The organism is Enterobacter sp. UPMP701, from assembly GCF_053709515.1.
In genome coordinates this window covers 133,287-156,034 of the sequence record NZ_JBSKJN010000006.1, presented here as the reverse complement: position 1 = coordinate 156,034, position 22,748 = coordinate 133,287, and the positions used below count along the sequence as shown (strand labels likewise).

The 22,748-nt window shown below is 60.2% G+C and carries 23 protein-coding genes; 12 read left to right on the top strand and 11 right to left on the bottom strand.

Features of this window, described 5'->3' with window-relative positions; translation table 11 throughout:
• The first annotated feature begins 54 nt into the window (after nucleotides 1–54).
• The 4 genes from ACWKXT_RS15130 to hycI are packed head-to-tail and all read left to right on the top strand — an operon-like array spanning nucleotide 55 to nucleotide 2,237.
• Nucleotides 55–597, top strand: coding sequence for a formate hydrogenlyase complex iron-sulfur subunit (locus ACWKXT_RS15130; protein ID WP_454532780.1), 543 nt, complete (start codon nucleotides 55–57; stop codon nucleotides 595–597).
• The gene (locus ACWKXT_RS15125) at nucleotides 597–1,364 is read left to right on the top strand and encodes an NADH-quinone oxidoreductase subunit B family protein (protein WP_454529650.1); all 768 of its coding nucleotides are present in this window, start codon (nucleotides 597–599) and stop codon (nucleotides 1,362–1,364) included. Before ACWKXT_RS15130 ends, ACWKXT_RS15125 begins: the two co-directional genes overlap by 1 nt.
• Nucleotides 1,361–1,771: a formate hydrogenlyase maturation HycH family protein gene (locus tag ACWKXT_RS15120; RefSeq protein ID WP_454532779.1), complete on the top strand. Its 411-nt coding sequence runs from the start codon at nucleotides 1,361–1,363 to the stop codon at nucleotides 1,769–1,771. Before ACWKXT_RS15125 ends, ACWKXT_RS15120 begins: the two co-directional genes overlap by 4 nt.
• On the top strand, nucleotides 1,764–2,237 hold the full coding sequence (hycI, locus tag ACWKXT_RS15115) for a hydrogenase maturation peptidase HycI (RefSeq protein ID WP_454532778.1): 474 nt from the start codon (nucleotides 1,764–1,766) through the stop codon (nucleotides 2,235–2,237). The genes ACWKXT_RS15120 and hycI overlap by 8 nt, the downstream gene beginning before the upstream one ends.
• A gap of 66 nt (nucleotides 2,238–2,303) precedes the next feature.
• On the opposite strand, the gene ACWKXT_RS15110 is transcribed toward hycI, so the two are convergent.
• Together ACWKXT_RS15110 and ascF are read right to left on the bottom strand one after the other, a co-directional pair.
• A complete protein-coding gene (locus tag ACWKXT_RS15110; RefSeq protein ID WP_454532777.1) occupies nucleotides 2,304–3,728 on the bottom strand; it encodes a 6-phospho-beta-glucosidase in 1,425 nt (474 codons plus the stop codon).
• 18 nt (nucleotides 3,729–3,746) lie between these two features.
• Nucleotides 3,747–5,198, bottom strand: coding sequence for a PTS cellobiose/arbutin/salicin transporter subunit IIBC (gene ascF, locus ACWKXT_RS15105; RefSeq protein ID WP_454532776.1), 1,452 nt, complete (start codon nucleotides 5,196–5,198; stop codon nucleotides 3,747–3,749).
• 213 nt (nucleotides 5,199–5,411) lie between these two features.
• On the opposite strand from ascF, the gene ACWKXT_RS15100 reads away from it, so the two are divergent.
• From ACWKXT_RS15100 to ACWKXT_RS15085, 4 genes are all read left to right on the top strand, one after another.
• Nucleotides 5,412–6,425 (top strand): LacI family DNA-binding transcriptional regulator, encoded by a 1,014-nt coding sequence (locus ACWKXT_RS15100; protein WP_454529179.1) that lies wholly within the window; start codon nucleotides 5,412–5,414, stop codon nucleotides 6,423–6,425.
• A gap of 133 nt (nucleotides 6,426–6,558) precedes the next feature.
• On the top strand, nucleotides 6,559–7,104 hold the full coding sequence (hydN, locus tag ACWKXT_RS15095) for an electron transport protein HydN (protein WP_008499565.1): 546 nt from the start codon (nucleotides 6,559–6,561) through the stop codon (nucleotides 7,102–7,104).
• A 6-nt stretch (nucleotides 7,105–7,110) separates the two neighbouring features.
• The gene (gene hypF / locus ACWKXT_RS15090; RefSeq protein ID WP_454532775.1) at nucleotides 7,111–9,327 is read left to right on the top strand and encodes a carbamoyltransferase HypF; all 2,217 of its coding nucleotides are present in this window, start codon (nucleotides 7,111–7,113) and stop codon (nucleotides 9,325–9,327) included.
• Between the two features lies 1 nt (nucleotide 9,328).
• Entirely contained in the window at nucleotides 9,329–10,351 is a 1,023-nt protein-coding gene (locus tag ACWKXT_RS15085; RefSeq protein WP_454529177.1) for a HoxN/HupN/NixA family nickel/cobalt transporter, read from the top strand.
• Between the two features lie 77 nt (nucleotides 10,352–10,428).
• Here the strand turns inward: ACWKXT_RS15085 and norW are convergent, their stop codons facing one another.
• Together norW and norV are read right to left on the bottom strand one after the other, a co-directional pair.
• Nucleotides 10,429–11,562 (bottom strand): NADH:flavorubredoxin reductase NorW, encoded by a 1,134-nt coding sequence (gene norW, locus ACWKXT_RS15080; protein ID WP_454532774.1) that lies wholly within the window; start codon nucleotides 11,560–11,562, stop codon nucleotides 10,429–10,431.
• The gene (gene norV / locus ACWKXT_RS15075) at nucleotides 11,559–13,007 is read right to left on the bottom strand and encodes an anaerobic nitric oxide reductase flavorubredoxin (protein ID WP_454532773.1); all 1,449 of its coding nucleotides are present in this window, start codon (nucleotides 13,005–13,007) and stop codon (nucleotides 11,559–11,561) included. Before norV ends, norW begins: the two co-directional genes overlap by 4 nt.
• 187 nt (nucleotides 13,008–13,194) lie before the next feature.
• On the opposite strand from norV, the gene norR reads away from it, so the two are divergent.
• On the top strand, nucleotides 13,195–14,709 hold the full coding sequence (gene norR / locus ACWKXT_RS15070; protein WP_454532772.1) for a nitric oxide reductase transcriptional regulator NorR: 1,515 nt from the start codon (nucleotides 13,195–13,197) through the stop codon (nucleotides 14,707–14,709).
• Here the strand turns inward: norR and gutQ are convergent.
• From gutQ to srlA, 7 genes are all read right to left on the bottom strand, one after another.
• A complete protein-coding gene (gutQ, locus tag ACWKXT_RS15065) occupies nucleotides 14,706–15,671 on the bottom strand; it encodes an arabinose-5-phosphate isomerase GutQ (protein WP_454529173.1) in 966 nt (321 codons plus the stop codon). The two genes, norR and gutQ, sit on opposite strands and share 4 nt — an antisense overlap.
• Nucleotides 15,664–16,437: a glucitol operon DNA-binding transcriptional repressor SrlR gene (gene srlR / locus ACWKXT_RS15060; protein WP_023333192.1), complete on the bottom strand. Its 774-nt coding sequence runs from the start codon at nucleotides 16,435–16,437 to the stop codon at nucleotides 15,664–15,666. Before srlR ends, gutQ begins: the two co-directional genes overlap by 8 nt.
• A gap of 63 nt (nucleotides 16,438–16,500) precedes the next feature.
• Nucleotides 16,501–16,860, bottom strand: a complete 360-nt coding sequence (gutM, locus tag ACWKXT_RS15055) for a transcriptional regulator GutM (protein ID WP_454532771.1) — start codon at nucleotides 16,858–16,860, stop codon at nucleotides 16,501–16,503.
• 67 nt (nucleotides 16,861–16,927) lie between these two features.
• Nucleotides 16,928–17,707: a sorbitol-6-phosphate dehydrogenase gene (srlD, locus tag ACWKXT_RS15050; RefSeq protein ID WP_454529171.1), complete on the bottom strand. Its 780-nt coding sequence runs from the start codon at nucleotides 17,705–17,707 to the stop codon at nucleotides 16,928–16,930.
• A gap of 14 nt (nucleotides 17,708–17,721) precedes the next feature.
• Nucleotides 17,722–18,084 (bottom strand): PTS glucitol/sorbitol transporter subunit IIA, encoded by a 363-nt coding sequence (gene srlB, locus ACWKXT_RS15045; RefSeq protein ID WP_023308951.1) that lies wholly within the window; start codon nucleotides 18,082–18,084, stop codon nucleotides 17,722–17,724.
• Between the two features lie 12 nt (nucleotides 18,085–18,096).
• Nucleotides 18,097–19,056 carry a PTS glucitol/sorbitol transporter subunit IIB gene (gene srlE / locus ACWKXT_RS15040; RefSeq protein WP_454532770.1) on the bottom strand — a complete coding sequence of 320 codons (960 nt, stop codon included), beginning with the start codon at nucleotides 19,054–19,056 and terminating at the stop codon, nucleotides 18,097–18,099.
• Nucleotides 19,053–19,616 carry a PTS glucitol/sorbitol transporter subunit IIC gene (srlA, locus tag ACWKXT_RS15035; protein WP_454532769.1) on the bottom strand — a complete coding sequence of 188 codons (564 nt, stop codon included), beginning with the start codon at nucleotides 19,614–19,616 and terminating at the stop codon, nucleotides 19,053–19,055. Before srlA ends, srlE begins: the two co-directional genes overlap by 4 nt.
• A 253-nt stretch (nucleotides 19,617–19,869) precedes the next feature.
• Here srlA and mltB point away from each other — a divergent pair, with 253 nt between their 5' ends.
• The 3 genes from mltB to ACWKXT_RS15020 all read left to right on the top strand — a co-directional run bounded on the left by mltB (nucleotide 19,870) and on the right by ACWKXT_RS15020 (nucleotide 22,738).
• On the top strand, nucleotides 19,870–20,970 hold the full coding sequence (gene mltB / locus ACWKXT_RS15030; RefSeq protein ID WP_200882512.1) for a lytic murein transglycosylase B: 1,101 nt from the start codon (nucleotides 19,870–19,872) through the stop codon (nucleotides 20,968–20,970).
• Nucleotides 20,971–21,227: 257 nt separating this feature from the next.
• Complete coding sequence (locus ACWKXT_RS15025) at nucleotides 21,228–21,881, top strand: metal ABC transporter ATP-binding protein (RefSeq protein WP_454529169.1); 654 nt, start codon at nucleotides 21,228–21,230, stop codon at nucleotides 21,879–21,881.
• Complete coding sequence (locus tag ACWKXT_RS15020) at nucleotides 21,878–22,738, top strand: metal ABC transporter permease (RefSeq protein ID WP_454532768.1); 861 nt, start codon at nucleotides 21,878–21,880, stop codon at nucleotides 22,736–22,738. The genes ACWKXT_RS15025 and ACWKXT_RS15020 overlap by 4 nt, the downstream gene beginning before the upstream one ends.
• The last annotated feature ends 10 nt before the right edge of the window (nucleotides 22,739–22,748 follow it).

Genomic DNA, 22,748 nt, shown 5'->3' with positions numbered 1-22,748 from the left:
TCAGGGAGAGGGCTAGGGTGAGGGTCAGAAAACCGCACGAAAGCAGGAGTAAAAATGTTTACCTTTATCAAAAAAGCGATCAAAACCGGCACGCAGACCAGCAGTTATCCGCTGGAGCCGATGCCGGTAGATAAAAACTTTCGCGGCAAGCCGGAGCACAACCCGCAGCAGTGCATCGGCTGCGCGGCCTGCATCAACGCCTGCCCGTCGAACGCCTTAACGGTGGAAACGGATCTCAAAACCGGCGAGCTGGCCTGGCAGTTTAACCTCGGGCGCTGCATCTTCTGCGGCCGCTGCGAGGAGGTCTGCCCGACGGTCGCCATTCGTCTGTCTCAGGAGTACGAGCTGGCGGTATGGAAGAAAGAGGATTTCCTGCAGCAGTCGCGCTTTGACCTGTGCAGCTGCCGCGTCTGCAAGCGTCCGTTCGCCGTGCAAAAAGAGATCGACTACGCCATCGCGCTGCTGAAGCACAACGGTGACGCCCGCGCGGAACAGCATCGTGAAAGCTTCGAAACCTGCCCGGAGTGCAAGCGGCAGAAGTGCCTGCTGCCGTCCGACCGCATTGATATCACCCGTCATATGAGAGAGGCCAGCTGATGGAAAACCTACTGGGCCCGCGCGACGCTAACGGCATTCCGGTGCCGATGACGGTGGAGGAGTCCATCGCCAGCATGAAGGCGTCGCTGCTGAAAAAAATCAAACGCTCGGCCTACGTCTACCGCGTGGACTGCGGCGGCTGCAACGGCTGCGAGATCGAGATCTTCGCCACCCTGTCGCCGCTGTTTGACGCCGAGCGCTTCGGCATCAAAGTGGTGCCGTCCCCGCGCCACGCGGATATCCTGCTGTTCACCGGCGCGGTCACCCGCGCCATGCGCTCGCCCGCGCTGCGCGCCTGGCAGTCCTCGCCCGATCCGAAAATCTGCATCTCCTACGGCGCCTGCGGCAACAGCGGTGGTATTTTCCACGACCTTTACTGCGTCTGGGGCGGCACCGACAAAATCGTGCCGGTGGATGTTTACATACCGGGCTGCCCGCCGACGCCCGCCGCCACGCTGTACGGTTTTGCCATGGCGCTCGGCCTGCTGGAGCAGAAGATCCATGCCCGCGAGCCGGGCGAGCTGGACAACCAGCCAGCCACTATCCTGCACCCGGATATGGTGCAGCCGCTGCGGGTGAAGGTCGACCGCACGGCGCGGAGGCTGGCGGGCTACCGCTATGGCCGCCAGATCGCCGACGATTATCTGCGCCTGCTGAGCCAGGGCGACCATCAGGTGGCGCGCTGGCTGGAGGCCGAAAACGATCCGCGCCTCAATGAGATCGTGGCGAACCTGAACAGCATTGTGGATGAGGCGCGTATCCGATGAGTGAGACGGTGGTGTTCAGCCAGCTGAGCCGTAAGTTTATTGATGAGAACGACGCCACGCCGGATGCGGCGCAGCAGGTGGTCTATTACAGCCTGGCGATTGGGCACCACCTCGGGGTGATCGACTGCCTGGAGGCGGCGCTGAGCTGCCCATGGCCCGAGTACCTGACGTGGATCGCCACGCTGGAGGAGGGCAGCACGGCGCGGCGCAAAATGGAAGGCGTGCCGAAATACGGCGAGATCGTCATCGACGCCAACCACATCACGATGCTCGCTAACGCCTTTGACGCGGCGCTGAGCAGGCAAACCCCCGAGCAGCAGGCGTGGAGCAAAACGCTGCTCGGCATGCTGCACGATATTCATCAGGAGAGCGCCATCTACCTGATGGTGAGGAGATTACGTGACTGACGTTTTACTGTGTGTCGGCAACAGCATGATGGGCGACGACGGCGCGGGCCCGCTGCTGGCAGAGATGTGCGCCGCGAACCCGCAGGGCAGCTGGGTAGTGATTGACGGCGGCAGCGCGCCGGAAAACGACGTGGTCGCCATTCGAGAACTGCATCCGGACAGGCTGTTAATCGTCGATGCCACCGATATGGGGCTGAACCCCGGCGAGATCCGCCTGATTGACCCGGACGACATCGCCGAGATGTTTATGATGACGACGCACAATATGCCGCTGAACTACCTGGTCGATCAGATTAAAGACGACGTGGGCGAGGTGCTGTTTCTGGGGATTCAGCCGGATATTGTCGGGTTTTATTATCCGATGACGCCGCCAGTGAAAGAGGCGGTGGAAGTGGTGTATTCACGGCTTGCGGAGTGGGTTGGGGACGGTGGGTTTGAACCCCTCACCCCGGCCCTCTCCCCATAGGGGAGAGGGTGTGTTTTGTCCCCTCTCCCCTGTGGGGAGAGGGTTAGGGTGAGGGGTAAGGACTGGCTACTCCAGATCCCCTCCGTTACTCGCAATCACCTTCTTATACCACCAGAACGATTTCTTGCGCTTGCGGTTCAGGGTGCCGTTGCCCGCGTCATCGCGGTCAACGTAAACAAACCCGTAGCGCTTGCTCATCTCGCCCGTTGAGGCCGATACCAGGTCAATGCAGCCCCAGGTGGTGTAGCCCATCAGCGGGACGCCGTCCTCAATCGCGTCGCTCATCGCGCGGATGTGCTCGCGCAGATAGCTGATGCGGTAGTCGTCGTTGATCTCGCCGTTTTCATCAATAACGTCCTTCGCCCCGAGGCCGTTTTCCACCAGGAACAGCGGCTTCTGGTAACGGTCGTACATCATGTTCATGGTGATGCGCAGGCCGAGCGGGTCGATTCCCCAGCCCCACTCGCTCACCTGAATATGCGGGTTGCGAAGGGACTTCACGATGTTCGCCGCGCTGGTGTTGCCCGCGTTCATGTCCGCCGACGCGCAGCGCGAGGCGTAATAGCTGAACGAGACAAAGTCGACGGTGTTTTTCAGCAGTTCGTCGTCGCCGGGATCTTTCACAATCACCACGCCTTTCTCGCGGAACACGCGGGCAGAGTAAGCCGGATAGCTGCCGCGCGCCTGCACGTCGATAAAGAACAGGTTCTCGCGGTCTTTCTCCAGCGCCATCCACACGTCTTCCGGCTTGCAGGAGTACGGATAAAAGTTACCGCCCGCCAGCATGCAGCCGACCTGGTTTTCCGGGTTTACCTCGTGGGCGATTTTGGTCGCCAGCGCGCTCGCCACCAGCTCGTGGTGCGCGGCCTGGTATTTCACCTGATCTTCGTTTTCACCTTCCTCAAACACCAGCCCCGCGCCGGAGAACGGGCTATGCAGCATGATGTTGATTTCATTGAAGGTGAGCCAGTATTTCACCAGCCCGTTAAATTCTTCAAAGCAGGTGCGAGCGTAGCGGGCGAAGAAATCGACCATCTTACGGTTGCGCCAGGAGCCGTATTCCGTGACCAGGTGCATCGGCACGTCGAAGTGGCAGAGCGTTACCAGCGGCTCGATGTTGTACTTTTTGCACTCCTCGAACACCGCGCGGTAGAAGGCAATGCCTTCCTGATTCGGCATCGGCTCGTCGCCGTTCGGGTAGAGGCGGCTCCAGGCAATCGAGGTGCGGAACACCGTAAAGCCCATCTCCGCCATCAGGGCGATATCTTCTTTATAGCGATGGTAAAAATCAATCGCCTCATGGCTCGGGTAGAACTCGTCGTCACGCAGCGAAAAACGCTTTTCCTTACCGACCTTCACCGGCAGGCGATGTGCGCCGTGGGGGATCATATCGACCGTCGTCAGTCCCTTGCCGCCTTCACGGTAAGCACCTTCACTCTGGTTGGCGGCAAGCGCGCCGCCCCATAAAAATCCTTGTGGAAAAACAGACATTCTTACCTCGCTTTCAATTTATGCTTTTGCTGCGTTGTTCTGTACCGGTGCGTTTTGCAGGGCGCGTGCTTTTTCGGCCTCGTCTTCGACCGGGATATCCTCAAACCCTAAAAGCAGGGTCAGAACAAACGACAGCACAACTGCCAGACCCATCACGCCAAACACCCAGACGATGGTCATCGGGTTGGCCGGGTCGAAGAACTGCACGCTGGTGAACAGCCCCGGCGCCGCCATCGAATGGCTGGCAAGACCAGCCATTCCTGCCACCGCGCCGCAGATAAAGCCGCTGATCAGGCTCGCAATCAGCGGACGTTTCAGGCGTACCGCTACGCCGTACAGCGCCGGTTCAGAGATCCCTGCCATGATGGCGGAGGCCGCCGCGGCCAGCGCCGTCTGGCGCAGCTCTGGGTTTTTCGTTTTCCACGCCACCGCCAGCGACGAGCCGCCGAGCGACAGGTTGGCGCCGATCTCCGACGGCATCACCATCCCTTCTTTGCCCGTTTCGGCAATGGTCTGGATGATGGTCGGCGTAAACACGCGGTGCATCCCGGTCATCACCAGCAGCGGCCACAGCGCACCCATGATGGCGACGGAGAGCCAGCCCAGGTAGCCGTGAATGGTGTAGACCAGCGCGGAGATGGCGCTACCGATCCAGATCCCGAGCGGGCCAATCAGCACGATGGCGAGCGGGGCGGCAATCAGCACGATCAGCATCGGCTTGAGGAAGTTTTTGGTTACCGCCGGGGTAATGCGATCCACCCAGCGTTCGATATATGACAGGCACCAGGTCATCACCAGCGCTGGGATAACGGTGTAGGTGTATTTCACCGCCGTCACCGGAATAAAGGCGAACTCAACGTGCTCGCCCTGCGCGGCTTTCGCCATCAGCTCGATAAAGCTCGGGTGCACCAGCACGCCCGCGATGGCAATCGCCAGCGACATGTTGGTTTTAAACTTCACCGCTGCGGACGCCGCCACCATCAGCGGCAGGAAGAAGAACGCGCCGTCGCCGATAACGGTCAGGATCGTCAGCGTCGGATCGCCTTTGCCCAGCACGCCGGTCATCTCAAGGATCATCGCCAGCAGCTTGACCATCGAACCGCCGATGATCGCCGGGATCAGCGGCGACATGGTGCCGATCAGCGCGTCGAGGATCCCGGCGCCAATGCGGCGTAACGTCAGCTTCTGCGGGCCTTCCGGCACGGCGGGCTGCAGGTCCGCAGGCAGCAGGCTTACCACTTCGCGGTACGCCTGTGAAACCGTGTTGCCAATAATCACCTGGCACTGGTTGTCGTTGCGCACCACGCCAAGCACGCCGCTGATGCTTTTCAGGCGCGCGGCGTCGGTGAGCGTTTCGTCTTTCAGAACGAAACGCAGTCGCGTCATGCAGTGGGTGACGGCGACGATGTTCTCTTTGCCGCCCAGCGCGCTGACAACGTCGTTCGCCAGCGCTGCGTAATTTTTGGCCATCGGATGTGATCCTGTTATCGTTGTGAGAAATGTAGGAAACCGGTTCCACATAATCATCATGACTTTCTATGAATGAAACAAGATCGCTTTTTGACCATTTTTTCATTTCGTGATGAAGGTCGCAATGAGGCGTCGAAAGCGTGACGTCGTCGCTGCGACAATTTTTCTGCGGTGCAGTACACTGCCCGCATGAGTTTCGGATGGAAAAATAATATGACCACGATGCTGGAAGTGGCGAAGCGGGCAGGCGTTTCGAAAGCGACGGTATCCCGGGTCTTGTCGGGCAACGGCTACGTTAGCCAGGAGACCAAAGACCGGGTTTTTCAGGCCATTGAAGAGAGCGGGTATCGCCCGAATTTGCTGGCGCGCAACCTGGCGACCAAACGCACGCAGACGCTGGGGCTGGTGGTAACCAACACCCTGTATCACGGCGTTTACTTTAGCGAACTGCTGTTTAACGCCGCGCGGATGACAGAAGAAAAAGGGCGGCAGTTGATCCTCGCGGACGGCAAACACAGCGCCGGGGAGGAGCGTGAGGCGATCCAGTATCTGCTCGACATGCGCTGTGATGCGGTGATTATCTACCCGCGTTTTCTGAACGTGGAAGAACTGGACGCGCTCGTCGAGAAATGCGAACAGCCGATTATGGTGCTTAACCGCCGCCTGCGGAAAAACAGCAGCCACAGCGTCTGGTCCGATCATAAAGCCTCGTGTCAGGACGCGGTGTCGCAGCTGATTGAGAAAGGGCACCGGGAGATTGCGTTTATCACCGGTTCACTGGATTCCCCCACCGGTGTTGAGCGTCTTTCCGGTTACAGGGACGCGCTGGCGCAGCACGGCATTGCAGTTCGCGACGCGCTTATCGCCGAAGGGAAGTGGAACCCGGCCAGCGGCGCGGCGGCGGTCACTCAGCTGCTTTCCCGCGGCGAACCCTTTACCGCGCTGGTGGCGAGTAACGACGATATGGCGATTGGCGCCATCAGGCAGCTGCATGAGAGCGGTGTTGCCACGCCGGGTGCGGTGTCCGTCATTGGCTTTGACGATGTGGCGATCGCGCCCTACATCGTGCCGTCCCTGTCCAGCGTGCGTGTTCCGGTGACGGAGATGATCCAGGAGACCATCAGCCGCCTGATCTTCATGCTCGACGGCGGCGAGTTTAAATATCAGCAAACCTTTTCCGGCGAGCTTATCCTGCGCGGCTCCGTCATTGACGGCCCGCATCGCTGACGTCGACATCTGTCATCGTCACTAATGACGATGACAGATCCTTCTCTTTTTAATTTCCCTATAAAATCAATGGATTAAATATTGGCACGGTTTATGAATAGCTTCGCGCATAACAGTTATGCCGGAGAAGCAGATGAACCGTTTTATTATGGCCGATGCCAGCAAATGCATTGGTTGCCGTACCTGTGAAGTGGCGTGCGTGGTTTCCCATCAGGCGGAGCAGGATTGCGCCTCTCTCACCCCCGACACCTTCCTGCCGCGCATTCACGTCATTAAAGGCGTGAATATTTCCACCGCCGCCATCTGCCGCCAGTGCGAAGACGCGCCGTGCGCGAACGTCTGTCCGAACGGGGCGATTAAGCGCGAGAAAGGCTTTGTGCACGTGATGCAGGAGCGCTGCATTGGCTGCAAAACCTGCGTGGTGGCGTGTCCGTATGGCGCGATGGAGGTGGTTGTCCGCCCGGTCGTGCGCAACAGCGGTATGGGGCTGAGCGTGCGCGCGGAGAAAGCCGAAGCCAACAAATGTGACCTCTGCTACCACCGCGAAGCAGGTCCGGCGTGTATGGAAGCCTGTCCGACGCATGCGCTGGTCTGCGTGGATCGCGACAAGCTTGAGCAGATGAGCGCTGAAAAGCGCCGTCGCGCGGCGTTCGACACCTCGTCATCGCTGCTGTTTTAAATTGCGATGAGCGTTAACGGCGTACAGCTTCGGGTGCGCGGCAAAGTGCAGGGGGTGGGGTTTCGTCCCTTTGTCTGGCAGCTTGCGCACCGGCTGGGGCTGGCGGGCGACGTGTGCAACGACGGAGAGGGTGTCCTGGTGCGTCTCGCGGGCAATGGGGGGGACTTTACCGCGAGACTGCGCCAGGACTGCCCACCGTTGGCGCGCATTGACCACGTTGAAACGCAGCCGTTTACCTGGGCACACCTGCCGGAGGACTTTACCATCCGCCACAGCGCGGGCGGGGCGATGGACACGCAAATTGTGCCGGATGCCGCCACCTGTCCCGCGTGCCTGGCGGAAATGCGCGATCCGCGCGAGCGCCGTTACCGTTACCCGTTTATCAACTGCACCCATTGCGGGCCGCGTTTCACCATTATCCGCGCCATGCCCTATGACCGCCCGGCGACCTCGATGGCCGCGTTTCCCCTCTGCGTGCCGTGTGAGACGGAATACCGCAACCCGGCTGACCGACGTTTTCACGCCCAGCCAGTCGCCTGCCCGGACTGCGGACCGCAGCTGGAATGGCGAGCCGGAGAGGCTGTTGCCACACGCGAATCGGCGTTAAGCGCGGCGGTGGCGATGCTGAAAGGCGGCGGTATTGTCGCGGTGAAAGGGCTGGGCGGTTTTCACCTGGTCTGCGACGCGCTTAACCCGCAGGCAGTGGCGACGCTGCGGGCACGCAAGCAGCGCCCGACGAAGCCGCTGGCGGTGATGCTACCGGATGCGGACGATCTGCCGGAGACGATACAGACGCTGTTACGCTCACCCGCGGCACCGATTGTGTTAACGCCAAAAGCTTCGCTTCCCGCGTTTCCTGTGGAAATTGCGCCGGGGCTCGACTGCGTTGGCGTGATGTTGCCCGCAAACCCGCTCCAGCATCTTTTGATGTTGGACTGCCAGCGGCCGCTGGTGATGACTTCCGGCAACCTCAGCGGCAGACCGCCCGCCATCACCAACGCGCAGGCGCTGCAGGATCTCAGCGACATCGCGGACGGCTTCCTGCTGCACAACCGGGACATCCTGCAACGCATGGATGATTCAGTGCTGGATCGGGACGGCGCGATGCTTCGCCGCGCGCGCGGTTTTGTACCGGATGCCGTTACGTTGCCCGCTGGTTTTGAGAATATCCCCGCCATGCTGTGCACCGGCGCGGAGATGAAAAGCACCTTCTGTCTGGTGCGCGGGAACCAGGCGGTGCTGAGCCAGCATTTTGGCGATCTGAGCGAAGAGGGCGTAGAGACGCAGTGGCGCAGCGCGCTCTCGACGATGCAGAACATCTACGCCTTCCAGCCTGAGCGCGTGGTATGCGACGCCCATCCGGGTTATCGCGCCCGCCAGTGGGCGCAGGCGCAGGGGCTGTCCGTCGACACCGTGCTGCACCATCATGCCCACGCGGCGGCGTGCCTGGCGGAAAACGGCTGGCCGCTCGACGGCGGAGACGTTATCGCCCTGACGCTGGACGGCATCGGCATGGGCGAGAACGGTGCGCTATGGGGCGGGGAGTGCCTGCGGGTCAACTATCTCGCGTGCGAGCGGCTGGGCGGTCTGCCAGCCGTTGCGCTGCCGGGCGGCGATCTGGTGGCGCGGCAACCGTGGCGTAGTTTGCTTGCCCACTGCCTGGCGTTTGTTCCTGACTGGCAGCAGTATCCGGAAACACGGGCAGTGCAGCGTCAAAACTGGCCGCTGCTGGCAACGGCGATCGCGCGTGGTATCAATGCGCCGCAGGCTTCGTCCTGCGGTCGTTTGTTTGATGCCGTCGCATGCGCGCTCGGTATAGACGCGCAGTCCTGGGAGGGTGAAGCCGCCTGCAGGCTGGAAGCGCTGGCCTCGCAGTGCGCGGGGGTCGATCATCCGGTGACGCTGAACGCGGATGACCTCGCGCTTTTCTGGCAGCAGTGGCTGGCCTGGCAGGCGGAGCCCTGTGAGCGCGCGTGGGTGTTTCACGATGCGCTGGCAAAAGGGCTGGCGGAACTCGCCGCGTTCCATGCCCGACGCTTATCGCTGTCAACAATCAGCCTCAGCGGCGGCGTGTTGCACAACCGTCTGCTGCGCGCGCGCCTGCGCCACTATCTTTCTGACTTTACGCTTCTTTTTCCTTCGCGCCTGCCCGCAGGTGACGGAGCGATCTCCTTCGGGCAGGCGGTGGTGGCCGCCGCCCGGTCATGCTCACAAAGGACTTAAAATGTTACGACGCTTACACAATGAACCTCGCGCCGCGCTTCTGCTGCTGGCTCTGGTAATGGCAAACCTGCTGGCCTGGGGATGGGCATGGCACACCTTTAGCGGTAGTACGGCGCTGATGGCCGCCAGCCTGCTGGCGTGGTGCTACGGGCTGCGTCATGCGGTGGACGCCGATCACATCGCGGCCATCGATACCGTGACGCGTAAGATGATGCAGCAGGGTAAGCGCCCGTCCGGCGTGGGGGCGTGGTTCTCGCTGGGGCACTCCACCATTGTGGTGCTGGCCTCCATTGCCATTGCCGTGACCGCCACGGCGTTTCAGAAAAACATGGACTGGTTCCACGAAACCGGAAGCGTCATTGGCACCGCCGTTTCCGCCACCTTCCTGCTGGCGATGGCGCTGGTGAACATGGTGATCCTGCGCGGCGTCTGGCGCAGTTTCCAGGCGCTGAAAAACGGCAGGCCCGTGCAGGGCGACATCACGCTGCCTGCGCAGGGGGGGGTTATGAACTGGCTGTTCGGCAAAACCTTCCGCCTCGTCAACAGGAGCTGGCAGATGTATCTGGTGGGCTTTCTGTTTGGCCTCGGCTTTGACACGGCCACCGAGATTGGCGTGCTGGGGATCTCCGCCGCCAGCGCGTCAAACGGGATGTCGGTGTGGTCAATCATGATCTTCCCTGCGCTCTTCGCCAGCGGCATGGCGCTGGTGGATACCCTCGACAACCTGCTGATGGTCGGTGCCTACGGCTGGGCGTTTAATAAACCGCAGCGCAAGCTTTACTACAACATGACCATCACCGGCACTTCGGTTGTGGTGGCGCTGTTTATCGGCGGGCTGGAGGCGCTGGGTCTGCTGATGGATAAATTCGCCCTCAGCGGCGGCCTGTGGGATCTGATTGGCGCGGTGAACGATAACCTGGGCGATGCCGGGTTTGTGGTGGTCGGACTGTTTGTCGCCTGCTGGCTGATCTCTATGGCGAACTACCGCTGGCGTGGCTATGACGCGCTGGTGGTGCGGTCCTGAGCCTGAAAAAAAGCCCCGGGACATCGGGGCTGCGGACAACATAATCCAAAGGTTAAGTAAACGTGGCATGACGAGGGTTAAGCAGGTAGCGATTTCAGCAGAGCGAAGGCTTCCTTCATTCTGTCTTCGCTGACGACAAAGGCGCGTATCTGACCGTCAGTATCGGTGCCCCGTGCCACCATGCCCTGAGGCGAAAGGGCAATCTCCCAGTTCAGATCCTGACGCTGTGTTTCGCCCGCAAGATGCAGCGGCAATTCCGGCGTTTTGACCTTCACCAGCATCGCGGGTAATTTTAGGGGCGCGCTGCCGCCGAGCAGGTTTTTCGCCAGATACATGGCGCTTAACTGTATCGGCTGCAGGAAGGGCAGCACCTGGCCGTTAATTTCTGCGCAGTCGCCCAGCGCGTAAATATCCGGCTGTGTGGTTTGCAGGTAGCTATTTACCTTCACGCCACGACCTGTTTCGGCACCCGCGCGATGCGCCAGCGCGGTTTCGGGGCGCAGGCCCGTCGCCGCGATAACCACATCCACTTCAACGCTGCGGCTGCGGTCAAGCGATGCACGAATGCCGCCTTCGGTTTTGCTCAGGCTTTGCAGCTGCGATTTCAACAGCAGATGCACCCCCATGTCGGTCAGGCGATGCTGTAAGCGGCTGCTGACTTCTGCGGGCATCAGCGCCGACAGAATGCTCGCCGCATGGTCAACGAGGGTGACGGATTTCCCCGCCCGGCAGAAATCCATCGCCAGCTCGGTGCCAATCAGCCCGCCGCCGACAATCATCACGCGCTGTGCGTCACGCAGCAGCGTTTCGCTGGCCTGATACTCCTGCTGGCTGTTGAGCGTGATCATCAGCTCGCGGCCCTCAACCGGCGGCACAAACGCAGAGGCACCCGTGGCCAGCACCAGCTTGTCGTACCGCCAGGTCTTCTCTTTCGCTTTCACCACGTGGGCGTCGGCGTCGATGTCGGTGACCCAGGTGTACGGGAACAGACGCAGGTTAAACTGCTCCGCGAACTCCCCCGCCGTCTGGCGGGTGAGGTCTTCGGCGCGCTGATTCTGGCTAATGACGTGGCTTAAATCAGGCTTGTTGTACTCGTCCATGCTGTCGGCGGCGATCAGCGTCAGCGGCACGTTAGCGTCCTGCTTGCGAATGTTTTTCACCAGCTGGCGGGCGGCAAAGCCCGAGCCGATGATGACGATACCGTTACTCATTTTGCCTCCGTAGCCAGTTCATCAAAGACGTCTTTACCGAGGGAACATTCCGGGCAGAGGAAGTTGTCCGGCACCTCGCGCCACGGCGTACCCGGGGCGACATCCTGCAACGGCTCGCCCAGCTCAGGATCGTAAATCCATTGGCAGACGCTGCATTGCATGCAAGGGCCGAGGTCGGCAGCGGCAGGAACGGCTTCTGCTACGGCTTCCGGCGTAACCGCCGCGGCGGGTGCGATTTCCGGCAGCGGCGCAAGCGCCCACTGGCGGGCGATGTCACGGCCATGCTGGCGGCAGATTTCCAGCGCGTCGAGATCCGGACGCCATTTCGCCTTCAGGCTCAGGGACATCTCAAAACCGGCATCCTGTAAACGGGTGGAAAGACGGTCTACCGCGCCGCCGCTCCAGCCGTGAGAGCCAAAGGCGCTGGCGCGCTTGTTGCGAAAGCGCAGACCGGTCATCTCTTCCACGAGGCCAGCAATTTTCGGCATCATCACGTTATTCATGGTGGAGGTACCCACCAGCACGCCTTTGGAGCGGAAGACGTTGGTCAGTACCTCATTCTTATCGCTGCGCGCCACGTTGAAGATTTTCACCGCCACGTTCGGGTCCACTTCGTTGATGCCCTGGGCAATGGCGTCCGCCATCATGCGGGTGTTGTTGGACATGGTGTCGTAAAAAATCGTGATGCGGTCTTCCTGATAGTCCGCTGCCCACTTCAGGTACAGCTCGACGATCTGGGTTGGATTTTCACGCCACACCACGCCGTGGGAGGTGGCAATCATATCCACCGGCAGGTTAAAACCGAGGATTTCGGTGATTTTTGGCGTCACCAGGCGGCTGAACGGCGTCAGGATGTTGGCGTAGTAGCGCTGGCACTGTTCGAACAGCTCGGTCTGATCCACTTCGTCATTAAACAGGCGCTCGTCGCAGTAATGCTGGCCGAAGGCGTCGTTGCTGAACAGCACCGCGTCGCCGGTCATGTAGGTCATCATGCTGTCCGGCCAGTGCAGCATCGGGGTTTCGACGAAGATCAGCTGTTTACCGTTGCCGATATCCAGCGTGTCGCCGGTTTTCACGGTGTGGAAGTTCCACTCCGGATGGTGGTGATGACCGTTGATGGAGTCAATGGCGTTGGTGGTGCAGTAGATCGGGGTATCCGGAATGTGGGACATCAGCTCGGTCAGCGCCCCGGCGTGATCCTCTTCCGCGTGGTTGATGATGATGTAGTCGATGTCGTTCAGATCGATTTCACTGCGCAGGTTCTGCACGAACTCGCGGCTGAATTTGTGATCGACGGTATCGATCAGCACGTTTTTACCTTCACGAATGAGATAGCTGTTGTAGCTGCTGCCGCGCAGCGTTTTGTATTCCGTCCCGTGGAAATCGCGCACTTCCCAGTCACGTTGACCAACCCAATGAATGTTATTTTTAACCAGAATAGACATAGCAACCTCAGCATAATACAGCGTTTTCAAATAAGATGTTTTGCTTATATCAAGTTGCGTGCCAACTTTTTAAGTTATTAAAATTCAATAAGTTATAATGTGATGCTCCGTAATGAGTAGTCATTATGACTATCTCAAAAAGAGTCAATATGACATTATGTATTGTCAAAATGACTGTGAGGCTGACATGAGCTTTTCCGTAGACGTGCTGGCGAAGATCGCCATTGAGCTGCAAACCGGTATCGGCCATCAGGACCGCTTTCAGCGCCTGATCTCCACGCTGCGCCACGTGCTTGAGTGCGATGCGTCCGCGCTGCTGCGCTACGAGGGGCGGCAGTTTATTCCGCTGGCTATCGACGGGCTGGCGAAGGACGTGCTCGGACGGCGCTTTACCCTTGAAGGTCATCCGCGTCTGGAAACCATCGCCCGCGCGGGTGACGTGGTGCGCTTCCCGGCGGACAGCGATTTGCCCGACCCGTACGACGGCCTTATTCCCGGACAGGAGAGCCTGAAGGTGCACGCCTGCATCGGTCTGCCGCTGTTTGCCGGACAAAACCTGATTGGCGCATTAACGCTCGACGGCATGTCGCCGGACCAGTTCGACACCTTCAGCGACGAAGAGCTGCGCCTGATTGCCGCCCTGGCCGCCGGGGCGCTGAACAACGCCCTGCTGATTGAACAGCTGGAGAGCCAGAATATCCTTCCTGGCAGCCCGGCGGCGTTTGAGCAGGTCACCCACACGGAGATGATCGGCCTTTCTCCGGGCATGGCGCAGCTCAAAAAAGAGATTGAGATTGTTGCCGCCTCCGATTTGAACGTGCTGATCTTCGGGGAGACCGGCACCGGTAAAGAGCTGGTGGCAAAAGCGATCCACGAAGCCTCGCCCCGTGCGGTGAATCCGCTGGTCTATCTCAACTGCGCGGCGTTGCCAGAAAGCGTGGCGGAAAGCGAGCTGTTTGGTCACGTTAAAGGGGCGTTTACCGGGGCCATCAGCAACCGCAGCGGCAAGTTTGAAATGGCCGATAACGGCACGCTGTTTCTTGATGAGATTGGTGAGCTGTCGCTGTCGTTACAGGCCAAGCTGCTGCGCGTGCTGCAGTACGGCGATATTCAACGCGTGGGAGACGATCGCAGCCTGCGCGTGGACGTGCGCGTGCTGGCGGCGACGAACCGCGATCTGCGCGAAGAGGTGCTGGCGGGGAATTTCCGCGCCGATCTGTTCCACCGCCTGAGCGTATTCCCGCTAACCGTGCCGCCGCTGCGCGAGCGCGGGGACGACGTGCTGCTGCTGGCGGGCTTTTTCTGCGAGCAGTGCCGGCTCAGGATGGGGCTTTCCCGCGTGGTGCTGAGCCCGGGGGCGAGGGCGCATCTGCTGAGCTACGGCTGGCCGGGCAATGTGCGCGAGCTGGAGCATGCGATCCACCGGGCGGTGGTGCTGGCGCGGGCGACGCGCTCGGGGGATGAAGTGGTGATTCACGCCCGGCATTTTGCGCTGCATGAGGAAAGTGCCCCAACTGTGAAGGCTGCTGCGCCTGAGAGCGTCAACGAGAACCTGCGCGAGGCGACGGAAGCGTTCCAGCGTCAGATGATTACCCGCGCGCTGGAGCAGAACAACCGCAGCTGGGCGGCATGTGCCCGGGCGCTGGAGATGGACGTCGCCAACCTGCACCGGCTGGCGAAGCGTCTTGGGCTGAAGGGTTAAATTATCCCTGCCTGGTAGAAGTCCTGCAGGTTGATGGCGCCGCACAGCCTGCCGTGCTCGTCCACCACCGGTGCGGCGGTGATTTTGCGCTTCATCAGCACCTCTTTGGCTTCAATGGCGCGGCTGTCGGCGTTGAGTGTCAGCCCGCCTTTGGTCATGGCTTCCGACACGTTTGTTTCCAGCCTGCCACCGCCCACCAGCCAGCGGCGCAGGTCGCCGTCGGTGAACACGCCCTTCACGTTTCCGCCGTCATCACACACCGCCACCAGTCCCAGACCGGTGCGGCTCAGCTCCAGCATCGCGTCCATCACGCTGGTATCGAGTTTAACCTGCGGAATGGCATCGTCGGTGCGCATCAGGTGGTGAACCTTGTTGAGCAGGCGTGCGCCGAGCGCACCTGCCGGATGCGAACGGGCGAAATCTTCTTCGTTAAAGCCACGCGCCTGCATTACCGCCATCGCCAGCGCGTCGCCCATCATCAGGGTGTTAACGGTGCTGGAAGTGGGGGCGAGGTGCATCGGGCAGGCTTCACGCTCAACGGAAATATCCAGCGTCGCCTTGGCGGCCAGCGCCAGCGGCGAGCGGGGCTTCCCGGTCATCGCCAGCAGGGCGACTGATTTTTCCTGCAGGCGAGGGATGATGAGATCAAGCTCTTTGGCTGAACCGGAGTAGGAGATAAACAGCATCACGTCGCGGCTTTCAATCATCCCGAGATCGCCGTGCAGCGCTTCTGCCGGATGCACAAAGAACGCCGGGGTGCCGGTGCTGGCGAGCGTCGCGGCAATCTTTTTGCCGATATGGCCGGATTTACCGATGCCCGCCACAATCACTTTGCCTTCGCAGTGGATAATGGTGTTGGCGGCGCGGACAAAATCCTCGCCCAGACGTTCCGGCAGGCGGCTGGCTTCCTGCAGCTCCAGCATCAGCGTCTGGCGGCCCGTTTCTAACAGAAAATCACTCATCTCTTTCTCCGGTTACGATCACGTCGATGCCTTTTTCTTCCAGCGCTTTCCTGAACGCCGGGTCGATACCCGCGTCGGTAATCAGCTTATCAACGCTTTCAAGGCTACAGACAATGTTGGGGCTTTTGCGGCCAAACTTCGACGAGTCGGCCATTAAAATCACTTCCCGCGCGGCGTTGCACATCGCCTTACTGACGCTGAACACCTCGTTGAACGTCGTGACGCCTGCGTTCAGGTCGATGCCATCGGTGCCCATAAACAGTTTATCGAAGCTGAAGTGGTCAAAGGCATTCTCCGCCAGCTGGCCGTGAAACGACGCCGATTTTTTGCGGAAGGTGCCGCCGGGCATCAGGATGGTCTGCTCGCTGTCGAACTCCGACAGGGCGTTGACGATGTGCAGGCTGTTGGTCATCACGGTGATGTTATTAAAGCGGCTGAGCAGCGGGATCATCTGCAGGACGGTACTGCCAGCGTCGAGGATGATGGAATCGCCGTCCTGGATAAATTTGACGGCGGCTTCGGCAATAAGCGCTTTCTGGTGCGTATTGATCAGCGTTTTGTGATCGATAGGCGGGTCCGCTTCGTCCTTGTTGAGCACCACGCCGCCGTAGGTACGAATGACGGCGCCAGAGTTTTCGAGCAATACCAGATCCTTGCGTATTGTCGTGCCGGTGGTGTCAAAGTAGTGGGCCAGATCCTCAACCGAGCATTTTCCCTGCTTTTGCAGATGCTCGAGAATGGCCGCCTGCCGCTGACGTGGTTTCATAGGCGCTTCGTTCCTTAGGTTGCGAAATGATAATTTCGCAAGTCTATAACTTTCACAACGAAATTATCCATGTTTCAGATTAAGCGCTAATGATAGTGCATTCTGACAGAGTGAATCATGGGGAAAGATCACATCGGGCTGCAATTCCTGCAGCGGGATGCCGTTGATTGCCTGGATTTTGGCCGGTCGGGCAAACACCGTCATACCGCGCATGATCAGGGAATCGCATACCCGGTCATGCTCGTCCAGCGCAACGGCGACGACGACGCGCGGTTTGAAGCGTCCGCCGGAACGCCCGACACCCACGCGGCCCTTCTGGCACAGGGCGTCAAACGCGCGGTTAAACTGGTGGATCTGCCAGCCGCCAAACGCCATCTGGCAGATCCAGGCGAGGGTGGCGACGGTGATGGGTGCGGTGACCATATCGGCTCCTTGTTTTGTTCCCTCTCCCCGTGGAAGAGGGTTAGGGTGAGGGCATCAGGCCGCTCGATCAGAACATCACCTGCCCACCGGTAACGTTAATCGACTGTCCGGTGCAGTAAGACGCCTTCGGACTGGCGTAAAACAGCAGCATGTTCAGCACGTCCTGATAGTCACACCCGCGCCTGAGCGGCACTTTATCGATGTAATACTGCTCCACTTCCTCAGCCTTGATGCCAAGCTTAGTGGCGTACTGCGGCAGCAGGGACTGGAACATCGGTGATTTCAGCAGGTTGCCCAGCATCAGCGAGTGAACGGTAATGCCGTATTCGGCCAAATCCAGCGCCAGAGACTGCGTCAGCCCCACGCCGCCAAACTTCGCCGCGCTGTAGCCGGAGTTATGCTTGCTGCCCACTTTCCCGGATTTCGAGTTGATCTGAATGATGCGCCCCTGAATCCCGTCACGGATCATCAGACGGGAAAACTCGCGGGCGCAGAGGAAATAGCCCACCAGATTTACCTGCAGCGAACGATCAAAATCCCCCAGTTCGAAATCGCTGATAAACGCCGCTTTTGCGATCCCCGCGCTGTAGACCAGCAGGTCGGTACGGCCAAAAATTTCGTCCACGCCGCGGGCCAGCGCCATCACGCTCTGCTCGCTGGTGGCGTCGGCACCAAACCCGTACGCCATTCCTTCGCCAAACTCGGTATTGATGGCGTCCGCCACGCGGGCGGCTTTTTCACTCTGAATGTCTACTACCGCCACGCGGTAACCCTCTGCGGCAAGCCCACGGCAGAGGAACTCGCCTAAGGTTTGTCCCCCACCAATGACAACGGCAACCTGACTCATGTGATTCTCCTTAATTACGCAACAAATTTTAACGTGCAGCCTGGGGTGACAGCCTGCGGAACCGGGCCCGCCACGTGAACCGTACCGGGATACTCGGCCTGCGGCTGGCCGTCGAAACGCAGGGTGATGTGCCCCAGCTCGCGCAGGTTTTGCTCGGCCACGTCGCCGACGGCGGTCACGGCATAGCGCGCCTCGCCCAGCTCCAGCTGGCTCCCGGCCTTCAGCTCGCCCTTCAGCTCGCCGTGACAGTGGATAAAGCAAAACTCTTCGATATCCGCCGGGGCGCCTTCGCGGAAGGTGATCAGCATCTGGTCGCTCAGCGCGTCGGCGGCGCTCTGGCCGATGCGGGTAATGGTGGTCTGGTAAATGACGGTCATCGCAGGAACCTCTTATTGATAAATAAAGCCGGAGACAAACCAGGCAATCAGCACCGTCGGCGCGCCCGTCAGGAAGCGGCTCACCAGCACGGACGGGACGCCCACGCGCACGGTGTCCTGGCGCGCTTCGGCCAGCGACAGCCCCACGGGGATGAAGTCGCACGCCGCCTGGGCGTTAATGGCAAACAGGGCGGGCAGGGCGAGGTGCGGAGGGATGTTCCCCAGACCAATCTGCACGCCAATCAGCACGCCGATGACCTGGGCAATCACCGCGCCCGGGCCGAGGAACGGCGACAGCAGCGGGAAGGAGCAGATCAGCGCCAGCGTCACCAGCCCGAGCGGGTGACTGGCGAGCGGGGCGAGGCCGTGGGCAATCCAGTCGCCCAGGCCGGACGCCATGATGATGCCGATCAGCGCCGAGACGAACGCCATAAACGGCAGAATCGTTTTCAGCACCGTGTCGATGGTGTCGCGCCCGGACTGGAACAGCACCGCCACGGCGGAGCCCATCCCCATCCCGACCTTCGCCAGCAGGCCGTCGCTCTGCTCGGTGATTTTCTTACTGGTGTCGTACTCGCGCGGGGCCGCTTTTTGCGGCGCGGGAGTGCCATTCACCAGCGTGATGTTGTCCTCCTTCACGCCCGAGACATAAATATCCTCAAGGATGTACTGCGCCAGCGGGCCGGATTTTCCGGTGGAGTGAATATTCACCGTCGGAATGCGGCGCTTCGGATAGATGCCGCAGCGCAGGGTGCCGCCGCAGTCGATCACCGCCACGCCGATTTCCGCTTCCGGCGGCTCACCCTCTTTAAAGCCGTCGACCGCTTCCCAGCCGGTCAGAGCGCGCAGTTTGTCGACGATCGCCGGGCGCGTGCCTGCGGTGATGTAGACGATCTTTTTGCCTTCAGTGGCGTCGAACTCCAGCGGGCCGCCCCAGCCGCCCGTGCCTTTCTCAATGCGGATCCGGTTCATGCTGTGGCTCCTGAAAGATGGACTTTCTGTTCAAGCTGGATGCCCATTTTTTTCTCAAAAATGGCGGTGGTGAGGTCCGTCACCCAGCCGCGGAAGAAGTTGGTCACCAGGCCAACCAGCAGGTAGCTCACCGCCAGCGGGCCGAGCGGCAGGCCAAGCGTGGTAAGGCCGCTGGCGATCCCGAGGTAGACAAACAGCTCGCCGGGGTTGATGTGCGGGAACAGGCCGTTCATCGAGTGGCAGCTGTAGGAGGCGGCGGCGTAGTAGCTCGGCTTGTACTTTTCCGGCATGAAGCGACCGAGGCTTAAGGTCATCGGGTTACAGAACACGAAGGTGCCGATGAACGGCAGTACCAGGTAGCGGGACAGCGGGTTACCGGCGCAGCGCTGGGCGAAGCGTTCAATGCGCTGCTGGCCGATAAAGTTGATCAGCGTGTTCATGATCACCAGCAGGCTGATCAGCAGGGGCAGGATCCCGGTCACCATGCCGGTGAACACTTCTCCGCCTTTCTGAAACAGCCCGATGAACCACTCGGCGCCGTGGGTGATGGTCTCTATCATTCTTCTCTCCTGTGGGGCTTTTTTGTTTTTGTATAACTGCGGCTAATAATAATCACTTCGAAAGGTTTTAAAGTGTTAGTTAGATCTCACAATGAAAGAAAAATGTATTATTTTGAAAGTTAATTGATGGGGTGAATGGTTTTCGGTGGAAAAAAGCGCGGATTTGCATGGGGGAGGTGCGTACCGCTTCCTTGAGGTGTTGCGGATGCTTTACCATACTGGGTTCTTATCGAACCCGTTAAATGGATGTCTCATGTTCAAGCGTCGTTATGCAGCGCTGTTGCCTGCGCTTATCCTGCTGTCCGCCTGTAGCAGCAAACCTAAGACCGAAGCCGTTCAGCAAACGGCGGGCGCGCCTTCCGGAGGATTCCTGCTGGAGCCGCAGCACAATATGATGCAGATGGGGGGCGACTTCGCGAATAACCCGGCGGCCGAGCAGTTCATCGATAAAATGGTGAGCAAACACGGTTTCGACCGCCAGCAGCTGCACGAAATTTTGTCTCAGGCGAAGCGTCTGGACTACGTGCTGCGCCTGATGGACAGGCAGGCGCCGACGGCACAGGTGCCGAGCGGGCCGAACGGCGCGTGGCTGCGCTACCGCAAACAGTTTATTACCCCGGACAACGTGCAAAACGGCGTGGTGTTCTGGAATCAGTATGAAGATGCGCTCAACCGCGCGTGGCAGGTGTACGGCGTACCGCCGGAAATCATTGTCGGGATTATCGGCGTAGAGACCCGCTGGGGCCGCGTGATGGGCAAAACCCGCATCCTCGATGCACTGGCGACGCTCTCCTTTAACTATCCGCGCCGCGCGGAGTATTTCTCTTCCGAGCTGGAAACCTTCCTGCTGATGGCGCGCAACGAGCAGGACGACCCGCTCGATCTGAAAGGGTCGTTTGCCGGTGCGATGGGCTACGGCCAGTTTATGCCGTCCTCCTATAAGCAGTATGCCGTCGACTTTAACGGGGACGGTCACATTAACCTGTGGGATCCGGTGGATGCCATCGGCAGCGTGGCGAACTACTTCAAAGCGCACGGCTGGACGCCGGGCGGCCAGGTTGCTGTGCAGGCGAACGGCGAAGCGTTTGGTCTGGAAAACGGTTTTAAAACCAAATACAGCGTTGCACAGCTGACGGCGGCAGGCTTAACGCCAACCCAGCCGCTGGGTAACGTTGACCAGGTGAGCCTGCTGCGTCTGGACGTGGGAACCGGCTACCAGTACTGGTACGGCATGCCGAACTTCTACACTATCACCCGCTACAACCACAGCACCCACTATGCAATGGCGGTGTGGCAACTGGGGCTGGCGGTGTCTCAGGCACGCGTCCCGGCTGCGTCGCCGTTTAGTCAGTAAGTCGCCTTATACCTCCCTCTCCCGGTGGGAGAGGGCATCCGCCCGCACCTCTTTCCCGCAGAAACATTTCGCCACACACCCATTTCATTCCCGCCGTTTACATTTTCATCGTCTTTTATTATTGTTATGTTATAACATTATTATTGAGTTGAAATGTTCATGTCCCTGTTTTCTCTCTCATCCCCGGTTCGGCTGCTGCTGGCGATGGTGCTCATTCTGTTTCTCGGGCTGGCCGTGCGCTGGGCGGTGGCGCTGCCATGATCGTAATGAACGCACTGGTTGCGGGCTATGACCGCCAGCCCGTTACGCGCCCGCTTTCTGGCGTCATAGAACGCGGCAGCATGACCGCCATTGTGGGTGCTAACGGCTGCGGCAAATCCACGCTGCTGAAAACCCTCGCCGGGTTTATCCCGCCTGTGAGCGGCTGCTTCCGCTGGCAGGGAAAGCGCCCGGTAATCGGCTGGCTGGCGCAGCGTCATGCGCTGGAGGCACAGTTTCCGCTGACCGTACAGGACGTGGTGAGCATGGGCTGCTGGCCCGGAATTTCGCTTTTCGCCGGTTTCCGCCGCGAAGCGCGTCTGCGCATAAGTGGCGCGCTTGAGCGCGTGGGGCTGGAGTCCATGGCGTTATCCACCATTGATGAGCTTTCCGGCGGCCAGTTTCAGCGCATGTTGTTTGCCCGCGTGTTAGTACAGCAGGCGCCGCTGGTGATGCTGGATGAACCCTTTACCGGCGTCGATGAGGCCACCTGCAACGTGCTGATGGATTTGATGCTGGAGATGTATATGCAGGGGCAAACCCTGCTCGCGGTACTGCACGATAGCGAGCGCGTGGCGCGCCATTTCCCGCAGACGCTGCGGCTGGATGCTGACGTTCCCCAGTGGAAAACCGAGCGGGTGAGGGTGGCATGATCTGGCATACATTCTTCCAGCCGTTTATTGAATTCGGCTTTATGCGCCGCGCGCTGGTGGTTTGCCTGGCGCTCTCCGTTAGCACCACCGCGCTGGGCGTATTCCTTCAGCTGCGTCGGATGAGCCTGATGGGCGACGCCCTTTCTCACGCCATTTTACCGGGCGTCGCCGTGGGGTATTTGCTCAGCGGTATGTCGCTACTGGCGATGAGCCTCGGCGGCTTTATTGCCGGCATCGTCGTGGCGCTGGTGGCCGGTCTGGTCAGCCGCCGCACGCCGCTCCAGGAAGATGCCAGCTTTGCCGGGTTCTATCTTGGCTCGCTGGCGCTGGGCGTCACGCTGGTCTCGCTGCGCGGCTCGAATGTCGATCTGCTGCACCTGCTGTTTGGCTCCATCCTCGCGGTGGACAACGACGCCGCGCTGTTTGTCACGGGCGTGTGTATCTTCACGCTGGCGACACTGGCGCTCTTCTATCGCGGGCTGGTAACGGAGGCGTTTGATACTGCCTGGCTGCAGGTGAATGCCCGCTGGCTACCCGGCGTATTGCACGGCCTGTTTCTGGCGCTGCTGGTGCTTAACCTGGTGGCCGGTTTTCAGGTGCTCGGCACGCTGATGGCCGTCGGGCTGATGATGCTCCCGGCGGTGGCGGCGCGCTGCTGGGCGCGCACCTTGCCCGGCTTGCTGTTGATGGCAGGTATCAGCGGCGTTATCTGCGCGTGGCTCGGGCTAAGCCTCTCCTGGGCAGCGAGTTTACCGGCGGGGCCGTCCATCGTACTCACCGCCAGCGCGCTGTTTTTTATCTCTGTTTTATTTGGTACGCGAAGCAGGCTGGCTGGCAGCCTGCGGGCGCTTTTTTAACGCAAGGGGA

Coding starts and splice junctions, on each gene's coding strand:
- ACWKXT_RS15130 (WP_454532780.1), top strand. CDS start 55: ATGTTTACCTTTATCAAAAAAGCGATCAAAACCGGCACGCAGACCAGC.
- ACWKXT_RS15125 (WP_454529650.1), top strand. CDS start 597: ATGGAAAACCTACTGGGCCCGCGCGACGCTAACGGCATTCCGGTGCCG.
- ACWKXT_RS15120 (WP_454532779.1), top strand. CDS start 1,361: ATGAGTGAGACGGTGGTGTTCAGCCAGCTGAGCCGTAAGTTTATTGAT.
- ACWKXT_RS15110 (WP_454532777.1), bottom strand. CDS start 3,728: ATGTCTGTTTTTCCACAAGGATTTTTATGGGGCGGCGCGCTTGCCGCC.
- ascF (WP_454532776.1), bottom strand. CDS start 5,198: ATGGCCAAAAATTACGCAGCGCTGGCGAACGACGTTGTCAGCGCGCTG.
- ACWKXT_RS15100 (WP_454529179.1), top strand. CDS start 5,412: ATGACCACGATGCTGGAAGTGGCGAAGCGGGCAGGCGTTTCGAAAGCG.
- hydN (WP_008499565.1), top strand. CDS start 6,559: ATGAACCGTTTTATTATGGCCGATGCCAGCAAATGCATTGGTTGCCGT.
- hypF (WP_454532775.1), top strand. CDS start 7,111: ATGAGCGTTAACGGCGTACAGCTTCGGGTGCGCGGCAAAGTGCAGGGG.
- ACWKXT_RS15085 (WP_454529177.1), top strand. CDS start 9,329: ATGTTACGACGCTTACACAATGAACCTCGCGCCGCGCTTCTGCTGCTG.
- norW (WP_454532774.1), bottom strand. CDS start 11,562: ATGAGTAACGGTATCGTCATCATCGGCTCGGGCTTTGCCGCCCGCCAG.
- norV (WP_454532773.1), bottom strand. CDS start 13,007: ATGTCTATTCTGGTTAAAAATAACATTCATTGGGTTGGTCAACGTGAC.
- norR (WP_454532772.1), top strand. CDS start 13,195: ATGAGCTTTTCCGTAGACGTGCTGGCGAAGATCGCCATTGAGCTGCAA.
- gutQ (WP_454529173.1), bottom strand. CDS start 15,671: ATGAGTGATTTTCTGTTAGAAACGGGCCGCCAGACGCTGATGCTGGAG.
- srlR (WP_023333192.1), bottom strand. CDS start 16,437: ATGAAACCACGTCAGCGGCAGGCGGCCATTCTCGAGCATCTGCAAAAG.
- gutM (WP_454532771.1), bottom strand. CDS start 16,860: ATGGTCACCGCACCCATCACCGTCGCCACCCTCGCCTGGATCTGCCAG.
- srlD (WP_454529171.1), bottom strand. CDS start 17,707: ATGAGTCAGGTTGCCGTTGTCATTGGTGGGGGACAAACCTTAGGCGAG.
- srlB (WP_023308951.1), bottom strand. CDS start 18,084: ATGACCGTCATTTACCAGACCACCATTACCCGCATCGGCCAGAGCGCC.
- srlE (WP_454532770.1), bottom strand. CDS start 19,056: ATGAACCGGATCCGCATTGAGAAAGGCACGGGCGGCTGGGGCGGCCCG.
- srlA (WP_454532769.1), bottom strand. CDS start 19,616: ATGATAGAGACCATCACCCACGGCGCCGAGTGGTTCATCGGGCTGTTT.
- mltB (WP_200882512.1), top strand. CDS start 19,870: ATGTTCAAGCGTCGTTATGCAGCGCTGTTGCCTGCGCTTATCCTGCTG.
- ACWKXT_RS15025 (WP_454529169.1), top strand. CDS start 21,228: ATGATCGTAATGAACGCACTGGTTGCGGGCTATGACCGCCAGCCCGTT.
- ACWKXT_RS15020 (WP_454532768.1), top strand. CDS start 21,878: ATGATCTGGCATACATTCTTCCAGCCGTTTATTGAATTCGGCTTTATG.